At 38.8% G+C, this 17,521-nt stretch carries 17 protein-coding genes; 1 reads left to right on the top strand and 16 read right to left on the bottom strand.

Annotation, left to right across the window (positions count from 1 at the left end):
* Positions 1–182: 182 nt before the first annotated feature.
* The 11 genes from spoIVA to prsW all read right to left on the bottom strand — a co-directional run bounded on the left by spoIVA (position 183) and on the right by prsW (position 11,553).
* Entirely contained in the window at positions 183–1,661 is a 1,479-nt protein-coding gene (gene spoIVA / locus MKZ14_RS06880; RefSeq protein WP_016993351.1) for a stage IV sporulation protein A, read from the bottom strand.
* A 92-nt stretch (positions 1,662–1,753) separates the two neighbouring features.
* Positions 1,754–2,536, bottom strand: coding sequence for a hypothetical protein (locus tag MKZ14_RS06875; RefSeq protein WP_036079857.1), 783 nt, complete (start codon positions 2,534–2,536; stop codon positions 1,754–1,756).
* A gap of 22 nt (positions 2,537–2,558) precedes the next feature.
* Complete coding sequence (locus tag MKZ14_RS06870) at positions 2,559–2,771, bottom strand: DUF2768 domain-containing protein (RefSeq protein WP_004232605.1); 213 nt, start codon at positions 2,769–2,771, stop codon at positions 2,559–2,561.
* Positions 2,772–2,994: 223 nt separating this feature from the next.
* On the bottom strand, positions 2,995–4,011 hold the full coding sequence (locus MKZ14_RS06865; RefSeq protein WP_258859203.1) for an NAD(P)H-dependent glycerol-3-phosphate dehydrogenase: 1,017 nt from the start codon (positions 4,009–4,011) through the stop codon (positions 2,995–2,997).
* 109 nt (positions 4,012–4,120) lie between these two features.
* Positions 4,121–5,431, bottom strand: coding sequence for a ribosome biogenesis GTPase Der (der, locus tag MKZ14_RS06860; RefSeq protein ID WP_339280729.1), 1,311 nt, complete (start codon positions 5,429–5,431; stop codon positions 4,121–4,123).
* A 445-nt stretch (positions 5,432–5,876) separates the two neighbouring features.
* The gene (gene rpsA, locus MKZ14_RS06855) at positions 5,877–7,013 is read right to left on the bottom strand and encodes a 30S ribosomal protein S1 (RefSeq protein ID WP_339280728.1); all 1,137 of its coding nucleotides are present in this window, start codon (positions 7,011–7,013) and stop codon (positions 5,877–5,879) included.
* A 102-nt stretch (positions 7,014–7,115) separates the two neighbouring features.
* A complete protein-coding gene (gene cmk / locus MKZ14_RS06850; protein ID WP_103117716.1) occupies positions 7,116–7,790 on the bottom strand; it encodes a (d)CMP kinase in 675 nt (224 codons plus the stop codon).
* A gap of 95 nt (positions 7,791–7,885) precedes the next feature.
* Positions 7,886–8,545, bottom strand: coding sequence for a flagellar brake domain-containing protein (locus MKZ14_RS06845; RefSeq protein WP_054550705.1), 660 nt, complete (start codon positions 8,543–8,545; stop codon positions 7,886–7,888).
* A gap of 114 nt (positions 8,546–8,659) precedes the next feature.
* Positions 8,660–9,943 (bottom strand): PepSY1/2 domain-containing protein, encoded by a 1,284-nt coding sequence (locus tag MKZ14_RS06840; RefSeq protein ID WP_048389800.1) that lies wholly within the window; start codon positions 9,941–9,943, stop codon positions 8,660–8,662.
* A gap of 15 nt (positions 9,944–9,958) precedes the next feature.
* Positions 9,959–10,780, bottom strand: a complete 822-nt coding sequence (gene sleB, locus MKZ14_RS06835; RefSeq protein ID WP_339280727.1) for a spore cortex-lytic enzyme — start codon at positions 10,778–10,780, stop codon at positions 9,959–9,961.
* A 98-nt stretch (positions 10,781–10,878) separates the two neighbouring features.
* The gene (prsW, locus tag MKZ14_RS06830) at positions 10,879–11,553 is read right to left on the bottom strand and encodes a glutamic-type intramembrane protease PrsW (protein WP_004232588.1); all 675 of its coding nucleotides are present in this window, start codon (positions 11,551–11,553) and stop codon (positions 10,879–10,881) included.
* Positions 11,554–11,636: 83 nt separating this feature from the next.
* Here prsW and MKZ14_RS06825 point away from each other — a divergent pair, with 83 nt between their 5' ends.
* Positions 11,637–12,605: an asparaginase gene (locus MKZ14_RS06825; protein WP_016993341.1), complete on the top strand. Its 969-nt coding sequence runs from the start codon at positions 11,637–11,639 to the stop codon at positions 12,603–12,605.
* Positions 12,606–12,622: 17 nt separating this feature from the next.
* On the opposite strand, the gene MKZ14_RS06820 is transcribed toward MKZ14_RS06825, so the two are convergent.
* The 5 genes from MKZ14_RS06820 to MKZ14_RS06800 all read right to left on the bottom strand — a co-directional run bounded on the left by MKZ14_RS06820 (position 12,623) and on the right by MKZ14_RS06800 (position 17,508).
* A complete protein-coding gene (locus MKZ14_RS06820; RefSeq protein WP_339280726.1) occupies positions 12,623–14,164 on the bottom strand; it encodes an aminotransferase class V-fold PLP-dependent enzyme in 1,542 nt (513 codons plus the stop codon).
* A 5-nt stretch (positions 14,165–14,169) separates the two neighbouring features.
* Positions 14,170–14,730 carry a glycerol-3-phosphate acyltransferase gene (locus MKZ14_RS06815; protein ID WP_036079876.1) on the bottom strand — a complete coding sequence of 187 codons (561 nt, stop codon included), beginning with the start codon at positions 14,728–14,730 and terminating at the stop codon, positions 14,170–14,172.
* A 58-nt stretch (positions 14,731–14,788) separates the two neighbouring features.
* The gene (locus MKZ14_RS06810; protein WP_339280725.1) at positions 14,789–15,754 is read right to left on the bottom strand and encodes a YpdA family putative bacillithiol disulfide reductase; all 966 of its coding nucleotides are present in this window, start codon (positions 15,752–15,754) and stop codon (positions 14,789–14,791) included.
* A gap of 113 nt (positions 15,755–15,867) precedes the next feature.
* Positions 15,868–16,626 carry a metallophosphoesterase gene (locus MKZ14_RS06805; RefSeq protein ID WP_016993338.1) on the bottom strand — a complete coding sequence of 253 codons (759 nt, stop codon included), beginning with the start codon at positions 16,624–16,626 and terminating at the stop codon, positions 15,868–15,870.
* Between the two features lie 144 nt (positions 16,627–16,770).
* Positions 16,771–17,508 carry a LysM peptidoglycan-binding domain-containing protein gene (locus tag MKZ14_RS06800; RefSeq protein ID WP_036079881.1) on the bottom strand — a complete coding sequence of 246 codons (738 nt, stop codon included), beginning with the start codon at positions 17,506–17,508 and terminating at the stop codon, positions 16,771–16,773.
* Positions 17,509–17,521: the final 13 nt, after the last annotated feature.

Below are 17,521 nucleotides of genomic sequence, written 5' to 3'. Positions count from 1 at the left end.
CAAAGGGTCATGAACCAATTCTGTAAAAAGAGTAACACATAGAAAACCGCTACGCAACTGTATTCATACATGATTATAACCAAAAAATCAGTTTTTCACCCAAAAAACAAAAATAAAAGGACTTTTCGCATAAAAACGAAAAGCCCTGCGTATATTTTTTGCATTTTTTCTGAATTTTATCACTATAAAATAAATGTTACTAAACCACGATCTCCTTCGTTGACCATACGTTCAATCGTCTGACGCATACGTTTTTTGGCAGTAGGTGGAACTGCATCCATTTTATAACGAATTCCTTCTTTTAATACTTCATGCAATGGTGTGCCAAAAAGTTGTGTATTCCAAAGGGCATCACGATCATGTAAATAAGCATGATTTAAATCTTTTAGAAGTTGCTGACTATGGAATTCTGAGCCAATTAAAGGTGCAAATTCTGACTCCATGTCAACTCGAATAATATGATAGGATGGTGCTTTCGCCTTCATTCGTACGCCAAAGAAATTATTCTGTTTAATGAGCTCTGGGGCTGTTGGCTCAAATTCCTGCATCATTGGCAATGTCACACCATAGCCTGTCGTATCAGCATCGTGAATAGCACTTTTAAAGCGTTTTTGGGCCTCTTTTGCCTCTGCTGCCTCTTTGATAAAGAGTAACCAATCTTTTTTCGTTTCAATTGGTTCCTCTAGCCATTCATTACAAACTGATTTATACAGTTCACCCTGGAGGGATACCCGAATCACTGCCGTTCCAACACCTGCATCTACATGAACTACTTCACTTTGGTCAATAAAGTCAATGGCTTTAAAGGCATCCGAAGCCTGTTGCACATCTCGAATTTTCATTACAGAGGAAAGGACTTCCTCCATTGAATCAATCAATGCAACATTTAATGGATGTGTGGCATCTAATACATCCAGCCAGTCTGGTTTCTCCACCTCAATTGTACGAATTGGGAATTCAAATAACGCCTCTTGTAAAATATATTGAATATCCGTTTCTCTCATTTGATCAATGGACATCGCAATAACAGGAACATTGTAACGTTCAAACAATTCATTACGAAGCTGAACTGTTTCTTCTCTTGCGGGCATTTGGCAATTGAGTAGGATGACAAATGGTTTGCCGATGTCTTTTAATTGCTCTACAATTTCCTCTTCTGCCTTTTCTGCTGCCCGGCGACTGATTCCGTTCACTGTACCATCAGTCGTCACGACAATACCAATATTCGCATGATCGCGAATCACCTTATCTGTGCCAATTTTAGCGGCTTCCTGAAATGGAATAGGCTCCGTATGCCAAGGCGTATGAACAAATTTTGGTCCATTTTCATCCTCATAGCCTTTTGTCCCATCAATAATATAACCAACACAATCTGCTAATCGAATTTGGAATGGCATTTCATCTTCACCGACCACAATACGGGTTGCTTGAGCAGGCACAAACTTCGGCTCAGCAGTCATAATGACTGGCCCCGGAGAACTTTGTGGCAACTCATCTTGTGCTCGCATTCTTTCCGTTTCATCCACAATGTTTGGTAACACGACTGATTCCATTACCTTTTTTACAAATGTTGATTTACCTACACGTACTGGACCGACAACACCAATATAAACATCGCCATTTGTGCGCTCTGCAATTTCTCTAAATACTGCTTCACTCAAGGTTTCTGCCTCCTTTATCTACGCTTTTTCACTATATGCGAGCCTGTAGACAAATATGAAAAAGCCCCTCACAAATGTAAGGAGCTTGTTTGCTATTTTTCTTTTTTCTCGGCGGCTTCTGCCTCTTGTTTTTGTCGTTCTTTCGCTTTTTTGACATCCGCATTATACGTTTCCATATCATAGATTGGCTCTCCATTCTCGTCCACTGTATATGGAATCGAATAGGCAGGTACTACAGGATATTTGTCGACAAGCAATTGGCGAATATCATCACCAGGCTTTACATTCGGCTTATCCTCTTTTAAAAGCTGGCCTAAATCCACAGCATAGTCTACATGTAATTCACCATCACCAGTCATGAAAAGCGGTAACTCGACGCCAGAATAGGGACTTTTTACAGTTACCTCTGTTTTATAACCCAAATCTTTATAGTTGATCTGATAAACATTATCCGAAATTGACCCTTTTATTGGTAAATACTGTGTAGATAGTTTACGAATACCTATTTCCCGTATACGCTCTGCTGCGTTTAAATCTACTAATTTGACCGATGCCTCATTTTCAGGATCCCAAATGATATATTGATATATTCCACCTTTTTCATAGGCATTCCCAGGAATTGTCGTCAAATACTTCGGCATAAGTTTTTCAAAATCGATTAAATATTTGATATAGATATCCGTATCTAGCTCACTATTTTTAATTGGTACTAGCCCACCTGTTGCTTCACGGTATTCATCTACGGCTCGTTGAACTGCAGCTAGTTGATCGACATCAGGCGTGACCTTAGCCCTTTTTTCGTCTTCTGGGTACGCACATCCTACTAGCAATATGGCGGTTGCAAATACCAACAGCAAAGCACTTAGTTTTTTCATGTTACTGACACCTCATTATTTTTTATGCTGGCCAAGTGGCAACTACAAGTACCATTAAAAATGTGCCAAGTCCAAACAGTATGTATGCACATAAATTTACGACTGTTCGTAAAAATACATTTGAAATCTTATTTCGAGCTAAATAAATTAAGCCGACTGATATAATCATAAATGCGATGCAATAAAACGACACCCACATTACATCAAGTGCAGGCATATGAGCTAACGGGCCCATTTCAAATAACCACCTTTCTTTGAATGTCAAGACACAATCAAAGTATATTATACTATGTGCTTTTGCTAAAAAGAAATAGTTGTCCCATAACTATCAAGAAATGGACAACTCTTTTAGCATGTATTTCTATTCAACTAGTTGCACACAATAAGGCGTCTCAACAGATTCGTTGAGACACCTTATTTATGTCCGTTTTATGACAAGTCTAATCAAAAAATTAATATTAATGCTTCATATCGTCTATTTCTCGTTTTTTCATACGCATCATTAAGGCATCTACTGCCACTTTCGGTTCAACATCATTAAATAGCACACTATAGAGCTCTGTTGAAATCGGCATGGCTACATCATATTTTTCTGCTAATTGATAGGCTGCCTTCGTGGTACGGACACCTTCTACGACCATGCCCATTTGATCCAGTACTTCTTGTAGCTTCATACCTTGCCCTAACATATTTCCTGCACGCCAGTTTCGTGAGTGGACACTTGTACAGGTTACAATTAAATCCCCCATACCTGTAAGCCCTGAGAACGTAAATGGATTACCACCCATTTTTACACCTAACCGTGAAATCTCTGCAAGACCTCGTGTAATAAGTGCCGCTTTCGCATTGTCTCCATAATTTAAGCCATCAGTAATACCTGCCGCTAAAGCAATGACGTTTTTCAACGCTCCCCCTATTTCTACACCAATGATATCCTCATTTGTATAGACGCGGAAGAACTGATTCATAAATAAATCCTGTACCTTTTCAGCAGCATCAATATTGGCACACGCTGCCGTAACTGTTGTAGGATGATGCAACACCACTTCTTCTGCATGACTTGGCCCAGAAAGAACAACAATTTCTTCCACATACATAGCAGGTAAGCTCTCTGCTAAAATTTCAGATATTCGTTTTAAAGAGTCAGGCTCAATTCCTTTCGAAACATGGACAAACAACACTTTTTTTGTTAATTCAGCCGTTAGTTTCTCGCATACTTCACGAATCGCTTTTGTTGGAACAGCCACAACAATGGTCTCTGCATGAGAAGCTACCTTCGCCATATCACTCGTCGCATGTAAATTTACAGGTAGAATGGTTTCTGGTAAATATTTTTTATTCGTATGCAGTTGATTGATTTCTTCTGCCTGCTCAGCTCTATGTGTCCATACAAGCGTATCATGTCCATTTTCCGCTAGTACCATTGCCAGTGCAGTACCCCATGACCCTGCCCCTAACACACAAACTTTTTCCATAACAAAATCCTCCCTTTGTTGGGTTGTCTATAAGTAAGTTCTTTCTTGTAAAAAGACGCCACCCAACAATAATGTCGGGTTGGCGTATTGTATGTGTATAGCTATTGCCTTAAGCACGCGCACGTGTAATTAAACGAATTGGCGTTCCTTCAAAGTCAAATGTTTCGCGAATGCGATTTTCTAAGAAGCGTTCGTATGAGAAATGCATAAGCTCCGGTTCATTCACAAAAACAACGAATGTTGGTGGCTTAATTGCTACCTGCGTAGCATAGTAAATACGTAAACGACGCCCTTTATCTGTCGGTGCAGGATTACGTGCCACTGAGTCCTCAATCACTTCATTTAAAATAGAGGACTGAATACGCATCGCATGATTCTCGCTGACACGTTGGATAATCGGTAAAATTTGATGTACACGCTGTTTTGTATTCGCCGACACAAAAATAATTGGTGCATAGTCTAAAAATAGGAAGTGCTCACGAATTTGCTGTGTAAAGACATTCATTGTTTTTTCATCTTTTTCAATGGCATCCCATTTATTCACAACGATGATTACAGCTTTTCCAGCCTCGTGCGCATAGCCAGCAATTTTCTTATCTTGCTCCTGTATGCCTTCTTCTGCATTCAGTACCACTAAAACAACATCTGAGCGTTCAATGGCACGGAGCGCACGTAACACAGAATATTTCTCTGTTGTTTCATAGATCTTTCCTTTTTTACGCATACCCGCCGTATCAATAATGACATATTCCTGTCCATCATACGCATAAGGCGTATCAATTGCATCACGTGTTGTCCCAGCAATATTACTTACAATAACACGTTCCTGCCCTAAGAAAGCATTCACTAAAGACGATTTCCCAACATTCGGACGACCAATTAAAGAGAATTTAATGACATCATCGCCATATTGCTCTTCATCTTCTTGCGGGAAATGTTTCGCACATTGGTCCAATAAATCCCCTAAGCCTAAGCCGTGGGAACCTGAGATTGGCCAAGGTTCACCGAAGCCAAGTGCATAAAAATCATAAATCATTTCACGCATATCAGGATTATCAATTTTATTGACCGCTAATACGACTGGTTTTTTAGTTTTGTATAAAATTTTAGCAACTTGCTCATCTGCTGCCGTTACTCCCTCACGACCATTTGTCATAAAAATAATAACGTCCGCTTCTTCAATGGCGATTTCAGCTTGTTGACGAATTTGCTCTAAAAACGGCTCGTCTCCAATTTCAATCCCACCTGTATCAATAATATTAAAATCATGTGTCAACCACTCTGCCGAACTATAAATACGATCACGTGTTACGCCTGGGATATCCTCCACAATCGAAACACGTTCTCCAACGATACGATTAAAAATCGTCGACTTACCTACGTTCGGACGACCTACGATGGCTACTACTGGTTTCGTCATCTGTACTTCATCCTTCCAACTTCTTGTCTTTCGCTATTATACACGAAAAATGCCATTATATCATATCATATCCATAATGTAGAACGCTATGTATGGCGATAAAAGGTGTTACCTCTTTTTTTGAGCGTGCTATCAGGTGTTCTAAAGGTTTTATCGCCTTTTTAATTACTATCCTTTATTTTGAGAATCTTATCCGCTACTTTTAGAGTTTTATCCTTCATTTCTAAGATTTTATCCTATTCTTAATTGCTATCCTTCAATTCGGGTATCTTATCCACTACTTTTAAAGTTTTATCCTTCATTTCTGAAATCTTATCCGCTACTTTTAAAGTTTTAACCGTCAATTCAAAGATTTTATCCTCTCCTCAATCGCTATCCTTCACTTTCAAAATCCTATCAGCCATAAAAATAGCGAGGATACATTCAAGCATCCTCGCTTTATACATTATTTAAAGTTTTTCAGTTTATCGCCAATGACATCACCGAATGAGAAGCCTGTGTTCTCTTCAGGTAATTCATAGTCGATTACTTCTTCTGCTTCTGGATTTTCTAGTAATTCTTTAATACTTAGGGCTAGACGGCCTTCTTCAGCATTGACATCAAGGACCTTCACCTGTACTTCTTGTCCCTCTTTTAATGCTTCATGTGGCGTGTTAATGTGCTTATGCGCAATTTGCGATATATGCACTAAACCTTCAACGCCTGGGAATACTTCCACAAATGCGCCGAATGAAGTAAGTCGCTTCACTCTGCCGTCTAAAATAGTGCCTTTTGCTGCACGTTCTTCAATATTTGACCATGGTCCAGGAATAGTTTCTTTAATAGATAAAGAAATACGTTCATTTTCTGGGTCCACTGACAGAACTTTTACTTTTACATCTTGTCCTTCAGCTAAAACCTCACTCACATCACTCACATGCTCATGTGATACTTGCGAGATGTGTACAAGGCCATCAATACCACCTAGGTCGATGAATGCACCAAATGATGCGAGACGCTGTACTTTACCATCCAATACATCGCCAGCTTTTATTTGATTAATAACATTTTTCTTTTGTGAAGCTTTCTCTGCTTCAACTACTGCACGATGAGATAAAATAAGGCGATTCTTGTCTTTATCAAGCTCAACAATTTTAAAGCTTAATGTTTGTCCCTTATAGCCTTCAAAATCATCGACAAAATAGTCCTCCACAAGCGATGCTGGTACAAAGCCACGTACACCTAAATCTACGACAAGACCACCTTTAACAATATCCTTAACTTCCGCTTCAAAAATTTCCTCAGCGGCAAATTTCTGCTCCAGTGTATCCCATGCTTTTAAAGCATCCACTTTACGTTTTGATAGGACAAAGTTTTCTTCTTCTACCTTTGTAATCATCAATTCTAATTCATCTCCAACTGAGATGACATCAGACGCTTTCTCAATGTGTAAGCTAGATAATTCACTAATCGGTACAATACCATCAAACGGAGCACCTGGAATTGATACAGATACTGCCTTTTCATCAACTTGCGCGGCAATGCCTTTGACGATATCACCCTCGTTAAACGTTTGTTCTGCATAGTTCATTTCTTCAGACATATGTAACCCTCCTTCGCATCTTCCCTTACTATTTTATTCGATATTGAAGACAAAGACAAAAATAAATCCTTTAAATTCTAAAAATGTCTGAAATTTTAGGATTTATAGCATTTTTTCTTCTGCTAATTTTAAAATAGCTTGTGCTGCATCATCAATGGACAATGCTGTTGTATCTAAAAAAATCGCATCTTCAGCTTGAATCAGTGGCGATGCTTCACGCTCACTATCCTTTTTATCACGTAGCGCAATTTCTTCCTGAAGTTTTTCAAGAGAGGACTCAATTCCTCTTTTTTGATTATCAATCAAGCGTCGTCTAGCACGCTCCTCTACTGTTGCAGACATGAAAATCTTTAGTTCTGCATCCTTTAAGACATGTGTAGCAATATCGCGGCCATCCATGACAACACCGCCATTAGCTGCAAGTTTTTGCTGTTGAGCAACTAATAGCTCACGAACCTTCGCATGGGCAGCTACTTGTGAGACTGATGAAGTGACCTCATTAGAGCGTATTTCCGCTGACACATTGTGACCATCTAAAAAAACAAGCTGTCCCTGAGGTGATGGTTTTAATTCAATTGTGCTTACTTCAAGCATCTCTGCTAATTTTGCTTCATCATCTAAATGTATGTTTTGTTGCATCGCTTTATACGTAACTGCTCGATACATTGCCCCTGTGTCAATGTAAGTAAAGCCAAGTGCTTCAGCAACAATTTTCGCGATTGTACTTTTGCCAGCACCAGCAGGCCCGTCTATCGCAATTTGAATGTTTTTCTTCATATTCTTCCCTACTTTCTTCACCTCTTATTGTATCATATAACCTCAAAAAAGCCCTCTACTAGGAGAGGGCTTCATCAAAATATTCATAAAGGATATTAAACATTAAAAGGGTTCATTTCTTTACGACGATTGACTAATTGACGTTCAAAGCAAAAACGGACAATATGCTGTTGATCGACGTCATCTGTATCTGTTAGTTGGATTGTTGCAATGCGTTTATCCTCTTTTTCAAAAATACGTACGATCAGCGCTTCCGTAATGACATACTTGACATCTCCATTGGCAAATGGCAATACAATAGTTAGTTTTACTTCATCACCCTCAGTGAAAGCTACTTGACCTTTCAACATGACTGCTAGGCCTCCTGCACTAATATCCACAGTCACAAGCTGATACTTATAATCTTTCAACTGAATAGCAACGTCTACTTGTGTCTCCACACGAACGTATTCTCGTCGCTGAATTTTTATAAACTCCTCTGGTGTTGGACAATGCAACATAATCATTGGGATATTACCTGCTTTACGGCCAACTACCTCTGTATTAAAGGCAAAGGATTGTTTATCCTCGGTACGAAAAGTTGCTCTAAATTCTGAGCCATCTATTAAAAATGCCGTTTTCTTTGTTGCCATATTAACCGGATAATCAATATATAGAATATTATCTTTTTGCTCTACAACTTTACAGCGGAATTTCTCCAAACGCTCTGTATAAGTTGGTTCAAGTTGTAATTGTGTACCAATTTTTATTTCCATGAGCATCTCCCCGTGCGAAAAATATAGTTTAATTATCTCATGAGAAGCTTATTTTGGCTATAAAAATTGGTAGTATTTTCATGTCAAGTTGATACAGAGCGGAAGCATCATTGATTAAGTTAGATATTCCACTTTTAATACATTATGGTTTTCCGCATCAATAACAATTCTAAATGTTTCCTGCGTATTACCATCACGCAATGCAATGACCTCATAGCAAAGACGTTGCTCAAATTGTCCATTATCTGTGTAGATATTTTTTACCTCTTGTACTTGGATATCGTCTTGGAAGAACGTTTTCCAATCAATCGGCTTAGCTGTTTGCTTTTTAATATTTTCTTCTTGAATATATTCCATTGCATTTGCACCTAACAGCTCACCTGTATCTTTCGCCACTTTCAATTGAACACCATCAGCGTAGATTAACGCATTATCTCCAGGATGGACACGAGCAAATGTCACATGCCAAGCTTGATGATTTTCTCGTGATTCCACATAGGCTACATCTTTCATGCCTAATTTCTTCACATATTCCTGCGCTTTTTTCATGATTTCCTCTTGTGATAACTTGGCTTCATCCACAGGACGTTCTACTAAATAGGATAATAAATGTCCACCCTTTTCTGTTAAATCAACATAGCCTAATCGAATCCCTTGGTGGAATTGGATATGATAAAAAGGATATGGTGCTGTATCACTACTTTTTGTAACTGTAAATGTAGCATCTTTAATGACTGGGAATAAGTATTTCACTTTTTCTAGTGCTTCTTTTTCGGTAATAACTGCATCCTGTAATGCCTTTAACTCAATTTTTTTCTGCCAATCAGATTCAGATAAAGTTAATGGGAAATCCTTTTCGCCGTAGCCCTTTAATGTATCTTTTACAGTATCAAATTGGCTATTTGGATTTTTATTATCTACTTGCTGTAGCCAAACATCCATTTTCCCATCATGCTTATAGAAATCGACGGTAGCAGCTGTCCATTCATCGGAAAGAGATTGTAAATTCGTTGAAACCTGGGGCATTTTTTCACGCCAAGCTTCATAATCCCCTGTTTTCGCTGTCCTTTTTGCTTCATCGCCAAGTCGCCCTAGATAGTTCATCCATTCACTTGATAGTTCTTGTCCTATTGGAATATTCGCAATTGAAGAACGAACTTCTGAGCTTAAACGCCAAACCGAATCTAGTTCATTGTGAATCGCCTGCTCATCTTGAAACAACAGGGATTGTGATACTGAGCGTTGAAGATGGGAAAGTTTTTCAGATGCATCCGTTAACTTATCTGTATATTGTGCTAGCACGGTACGTTGTAAATCTTCTTTATCTCCATGTAAATCAATGCTGTATGCCCCTAACCCAATAACGGCAATCGTTAAGACCACGAGCCAAGTTTTCATCTAGTTTCCTCCTTTCTATGAACAGAAAATATGCTCTCCAATTTGTTTGATTTGTGGACGTGACCAAATCCATTTGCTCGTTGCTGTTTTTGGATTGAAATAATACAATGCATTTTCAGAAGGGTCCCAGCCGTTCATTGCATCAATAACTGCCTCTTTTGCTCGTTCATTTGGCTCAAGCCAAATTTGTCCATCTGCAACGGCCGTAAATGCTAACGGTTGGAAAATGATACCTGAAATCGTATTTGGGAAATCTGGGCTTTCCAAACGATTCAAAATAACTGCAGCAACTGCTACTTGTCCTTCATAAGGTTCTCCCCTTGCCTCTCCATATACTGCATTCGCCATTAGCTGTAAATCACGTTCCGTATATTTAGGAGGAACTTGTGTCTGTGTTCCATTATTATTGCTACTTCCACTGCTATTGCTATTGACATTGCCACCACTAGTATTCTTTTTCACTTGTTGATCAAGTGGCTTACCACCATAATAAGTAAATTGATTTCCTGCATTTAATTGAGCTTTCACCCATTTTTCATCATAATCTGAAAAGCCTGCTAACGCTTTCTTTGTCTTAGCGCCTGCAATCCCGTCTACTGGTAACCCATAATTTTCTTGGAAATTACGTAAAGCCCAGTATGTGTTGTAGCCAAATTTGCCATCAATTTTACTCTTATAAAAACCTAAGTATTGTAGCCTTGCTTGCAATTCAATGACATCATCTCCATAGGCACCTCGAGTAATTTGCTGATCGCTAAATGCATTCGCATCATTTTGAGGAATCGCAATTATACTAATTCCTAATATCAAAGCAAAAAGTATGCTTATTAAACGCACTTTTATCACTCCTTTTTTTTATAGCTTGAAACAAAAGGACGAATTTATACATAGAAAAAAAGAAATAAAGCGTAGAAATCTTTGACGATTTCTACGCTTTATATTTTCTTTTGCATATGCAGATGTTGCACCAGATGATAATGTGCGAGCTTCACCTTGCGCAAGCCAAACCACCATAAAAACAACATAAAAGGAATCATTAAATAAACCCAGTGACCTTTGAATGATAATATTGTATTGTATAGAATGTGAAGTACGACTGGCGCACATAGTGCCATAGCAATCATTTCTTTTGTCTTCACAAGTTTCGAAAACTTAGCCCGTCCATAATAATAGCCCATTACGACACCGAACAAAGCATGACTTGATACGGGTAGTAAGGCCCGCATAAATGCCGTGTCCAAGCCAAATGAGAGTAAATAAAGAACATTTTCAATCGTAGCAAACCCAAGTGAAATGCTTGCCCCATACAATATCCCATCGTAAGGGTCATCAAATTCTATATGATTATAGATGGCAATTAATAGGACAAACCATTTAAAAAACTCTTCAATGACACTTGAAAATAGTACGTCTTGAAGATAAAGATATCGAAAAACCCCTTCCTCTGTTAATACATACTGTAAAAACATGATTGGGAACGTTAAAAATGCGCCGTATAAAAACGTTTGTAGTAAAGTTCTTCTTGGCTCCGTAGCCATCTGATTGCGCAAATAGAAATAACTAAAAAGCGCTAGACCGGGAGCAATGGCAGCAGATAATAAAATGATCATGATGCCGGCTCCTTTCAACAATAGACTGCTATTATTATACCATGTAATGACAAAAAAACTTTTTAAAAGGAGATTTATTTTTTATGAAAAAATCAATTTTATTAATTCATACTGGCGGCACAATCTCCATGGCGATGAGTGCTGAAGGAGCGGTCATGCCAAATAAGGAAAATCCTCTAATGAAGGAAAGTAATAAACTAGCTTCCCTAGCAAGCATTATCGAAATAGAAGCTTTTAACCTTCCTTCTCCACATATCACACCGAAAGAGATGCTTTTACTGCGTAACTTGATTTTGGAACAAATTGACGCACAGCCAATAGACGGTGTGGTCATCACACACGGTACGGATACATTGGAAGAAACCGCCTATTTCTTAGAGCTAACAACGAACTTAGCCATTCCTATTGTGCTAACAGGAGCTATGCGTTCCTCTAACGAACTTGGAGCAGATGGGATTTATAATTTAGTGGAGGCAGTCCGAGTAGCTGTTGATGAAGAAGCACGTGATAAAGGTGTGCTTGTTGTGATGAATGATGAGGTTCATCTTGCTGTAAATACAACAAAAACAAGCACAAGTTCAGTAAATACTTTCCAATCTCCACAATATGGACCGATTGGACTTATTACAAAATCTCGAATCTTATTCCATCACGCACCAATTCGTCGACAATATGTAGATGTTAACAATTTATCCAAGCGTGTCGCAATGCTAAAAGTGTATGCTGGTATGGAAGAAGATTTATTGGATGTCGTGCTTGCATGCAAATATGATGGTGTTGTGCTAGAAGGACTAGGTCAAGGGAATGTCCCACCATCTGTTGTAAAGGGAATTGAAAGCCTTATACAGCGAGACATTCCAGTTGTACTTGTTTCCCGCTGCTTTAATGGTATCGCAGAAGGTGTTTATGGCTATGTGGGTGGTGGTAAAATGTTAGAAGACTTAGGCGCCATATTTGCCACAGGTATTAATGGCCAAAAGGCACGCTTAAAATTATTAATAGGCCTTAACACAACTGGCTCGCCTTTAAATTTAAAGGACTTTTTCCTGTAACGTGAAAGTAGCTTTCCTCATACCTCGATCACCTGTTCATAATAGCTCAGTATCTCACTAAGCCGAGGAAAAGCTTCATCAAAATCTGGTTGTATCACAGAAAATTGAATGAAATTCTTTTGGCGTAAATACTGGCTTTCACCATGAACGAATAGTCCGTTTAATGCTAAATCAATAAGTACGTTAGCATAAGTATGAGGCAATTGAACCGTTATCAGCATCGGATATTGAATTGTTGGATATTGAAATTGCATGATTGGTAGCTGCAGCAGTGATTGAAAGCGTTGCTGTAGCTGCTCATAACGTGCTGGATAGGCTTGCAATGCCGTCTCCACATTGCTCAGTAATACAGCAGGTAATGTAAATGGTATGGCACCTTGCTGATAATTTGCTAAATCAAGATAAGCGGGTAGAGTAGCAGATGAGGGTACCAGTGATTGCGAAAATACAAATGCTAGCCCACTTAATGCACCAATGGCCTTACCACTCACAGCCGTAGCTAAATAGCAGTCCTGTAAAGAAAACGGCATGGCACCGAACGAACTAATACAATCTATACATAACTTTACATTGTATTGTTTAGCAAGCTTTTTAAGAATGTCTAAGTTATTACAAGTTCCCGTGGAAGTCTCACCATGTACGGCCAACATCCACTGATAAGACCCCGTCTCAAGCTGTGAAGCCAGTTCTTTGTCATCAAATACCGTTCCCCACTCTTTTTCTACGACCTCAAAATGTAATGACCAACGAGCGGCTTGCTTCCGTAAACGCTCACCAAATTCTCCATTTGTTAGAATAAGCCCTTTTCCTAATTGCTGTGCCTTTAGTTGCGCAAGCATCACTTCATTTGCTAGCGTTCCTGTCCCTACGATTACACCAACATGATTGGCATTCGATAGATGTAGCAACTTCTTCTGTACTCGTTCATAAAGCGCATTAAAAGGTAGTGAACGATGTGATAAATCTGAATGAGCGATTGTCTCTAATTGCTTCACTGGTCCAGGATAAAATGTAGAGGTTTCCGTCGTTAGTCTATGTTGTAAAGATTGCTCAAATTCATGTCTAGTGAGCACCATCGGTAAAAACATCGCACCCTCTTCCCCGACAGCTGGCGCAAACTGCTGAAAACCCATCTGCTTATATAGTTTTTCCTCTCTCGTTGTACCTGAAATCACTGCCGCAGAATAGCCTTTTTCGTAGGCAAATGTAGTTAAGGCTTGAGTAAGCTTTAATAGAACTCGACCCGTTCGATAACCTTTCTTCACAGAAAGCAAACGAATTTCACAAAGCTTCTCACAATTTTCCTTCGATAAATACTGTTCGACCTTACCAATCTTTTCATCAATAGAAAATGGTCGTTGATCTCTAAACGCCACCATGCCAATTAATTCTGTTTGCTTATAAACAACGACATAGGTATTCTCCTGATGAAATCGGTCAACTTTTTTTCGCGATGCATTCGCATCATGCTGAGGAATTTCTTCTACAAATGTTTCATAATTCAATCGAGCAATCGCCTCAAATTCTTCATCTGTCTTGGCAATTTTACACCAATACATTTCCTTCACTTCCCTCTTTTCAATGATTCCTGAATATTAGACATATGCTTTATAAGCATAAACACGATTGCCATGATTAAAAGTCCATATGACTCTACTTCCCCCGCTTGTATAATTGCGGCTATATAGAAAACAAAGCCCCCAACCATGCCAAGTGTCAGACTTCTAGTAAATGCAGATATAAGTGCAGTACCAAGGATCATCCATAAAAAAAGACTTGGCGATAAGGCGAGACCCACACCAATAAACGTAGCTACACCTTTCCCTCCATTCAATTTCAGCCACATCGGAAATAGATGCCCTATTATCACCCACGCAGCTCCGCCAATCACGACCCATTCATCCAATTGCCACATGCGTCCTAATCCAACAACAAGTACACCTTTTAATGAATCGCCAAGAAGAGTCAAAATAAACGCCGTTTTCCCAATCACACTTCCCGCATTACGTGCGCCTAAATTTTTACTACGCTCTTCCTGCAAATTGACACCGTATATCTTACCAACGAAATAAGCCGTCAAGATGTTTCCTATTAAATAACTTAAGAGCCAATACAAGCCAATCATTGAGTTGCCTCCTTGCTAAAAAGGCTGTATAAGCTACATGCCTATACAGCCTCGATCATTATTTTTTTCTCTGCTCAATAATTCGAGCGATACATTCGCCATGGAAACGACCATTTTCAATAAAAATTTCATTGGCATTATTTCCTGCTGCAATAACACCTGCAATGAATAGTCCTTCAACATTGGTTTCCATCGTTTCAGGCGTAACATAAGGACGACCCGTTTCTTCCTCTATGTCCACTCCCATCGCTTTAATAAAGGAGTGATCAGGATGATAGCCAGTCATAGCAAAAACGAAATCATTTTTTACTATTTTCTCTTGGCCCTCTACTTCTAACACAACTTCGTGCTCTCGTATTTCCAATACATTTGTATTAAAAAGCATGTCAACTTCTCCAGTTTTGACTACCCCTTCAAATTCTGGCAATACCCATGGCTTGATGCTTGGAGAGTATTCGCTGCCACGATAGGCTACGGTTACACGAGCGCCGGCTTTATTTAATTCTAATGCGGCATCTATCGCTGAATTTTTGCCACCTATAACTAGAACATCCGTATCAAAAAATTCATGGCCCTCTTTAAAGTAATGGAATACTTTAGGTAACTGTTCACCTTGGATATTTAAATAATTTGGATGATCATAATATCCTGTTGCAATGACAACATAGGGCGTTATATACGTATCCTTATCAGATGTAACAGTGAATAAATCATTATTTTTTACAACACTTTGTACTTTTTCGAAGCGATTAACTTGTATATTCTTTAAACGGACGACCTCTCGATAATAGACAAGGGCTTGATTGCGTTTCGGCTTACGTCCTTCAATAATAAATGGTACATCACCAATGGCTAACCGTTCACTCGTACTAAAAAATGTTTGATGTGTAGGGTAATGATAGATGGCATTGACGATATTTCCTTTTTCAATCACGATAGGTTGTAAACCAATATTTTGCAAAGCTATTGCTGCTGCTAAGCCACATGGGCCTCCTCCAACAATAATTGCATCTGCTTGCTGCATTTCTTGACACTCCAATCGAATTTGAACAGCAAAAATTGCTGCTCCATGCTTTCACATTATCATAGAATAGACGATACCTTTTTATTATACGCCTTCTCACACGTTTTGGTTGTTTATTTACTCGAAATATCAATGTCAATTATATGACATTGGGGCTTTGCACCAAATCGAAAAGGCACTAATGTCGTCCCATAGCCATTGCTTACTAAAGTCATAACACCATCACGTCGACGATAGGAACCATTTGGATGGACACCATATGGGCCGAATCGGATTTGCCCTCCGTGTAAATGTCCCCCCATCATTAAATCCGCACGGAACTTTGTACGAACTTTCGCAAAAACCCCTGGATTATGGGCGATGAAAACAACTAAATCCTGATCTCCTATCTTTGCAAAAGCTTTTTCAAAACTATATTCTTTTACGGTTGTATCCTCAATAGCACTTAACCAAAAGCGATTTTTAAGCGGAAGTTGAACGGCATCATTGACAATGATTTGAACATGGTATGCCTGTAAAATGTCCTTCAGTCTTTCTTCCCCAATTTCTCTGTCATTATTGCCCCAAATAAAATAGGTTGGTCCAAGGGACGTTAATAATGTTAAATTTTCATGAATACGTTCAATCGGTGTACGGCTATCCGCAAAATCACCGCCAATAATTACTGCATCAAAATGATGTCCCTGTAACTGTGCAATCATTTTCTTACTTATTTTACGTAAATGAACATCTGAAATAAAAAATAATCGTACCTTCTCCTGTTCACCCTGTAATGAAAGCTGGTGAGACAATACATTATTTTCATGTGCCACCTTCCACATATAAAGTAGAAGGGCGATGACTACCAAAAGAAATAGCCCTAAATATAGCATTTTCTCACTTCTCCTTACGACAGCAAAAAGGCGATTCGTTTTTTAAGAAGAATCGCCTTTTTGCTAAATCAGACGTACGTTTTGGTGTGAACGTTTGTCTGTAATTTTATACTAGAAAAACTATATAACGATAAAAAAATTCTATTAAGGTAGCTTAATGACTTGCCCAACCATTACAGTATTAGAGGACATCCCATTAGCAGCACGAATTTTAGCTAAAGTCGCTTCACTGCCATCGCCATAGTGATTTAATGCAATTCGGTATAAGTTCTCATTTGCTTTTACAGTATGTGTCGTTGCTTTAGCATTTTGTTTTGCTTCTTCCGCTTTTCTAGCCTCTTCTGCTTTTCTTGCTGCCTCTGCTTGTTGTTGAGCTATTCTTGCTTCTTCAGCTTTTCGAGCTTCTTCGGCTTTTTTTGCTTCCTCTGCCTTTTTCGCCTCTTGAGCCTTTTTCGCTTCTTCAGCAGCTTTTTGCTCAGCTGCTAATTTTTCAGCATCTTTTTGAGACTGCTCCTGAGCCTTCTTATCCCCCTGAGCGTCTTGACCCTTATCTTCTTTATCCTTATCTTTATCTGACGCAGATGCTTCTGAAGGATCTAATTCGACAACCTGTTCAGCTGTATCCTTTTCTGCTTGTTCAATCGTTTTTCCTGGTTCATAAAATTTCCAAAAATAGATAAGAATCGTTAATGGTATCAGGATAAAAATAACAAAAAGAATCGTCATTAATGGTGTTTTACGTTTCGAATCTTTTGGCTTTTTGTTTTTATTACCGTTTTTATTCATTCTGGAAACTCTAGATAAGGATTGCTGTTCTTTTTGCTCATCTTCAAATGATTGACGATGCTCTTCTATTTTATCGCGATAATCTTCTTTATTCATTCGCCTTTCCCCC

It is taken from the genome of Lysinibacillus sp. FSL P2-0066, from assembly GCF_037969495.1.
Lineage (GTDB): Bacteria > Bacillota > Bacilli > Bacillales_A > Planococcaceae > Lysinibacillus > Lysinibacillus boronitolerans.
This window is presented reverse-complemented; position numbering and strand designations above follow the sequence as displayed.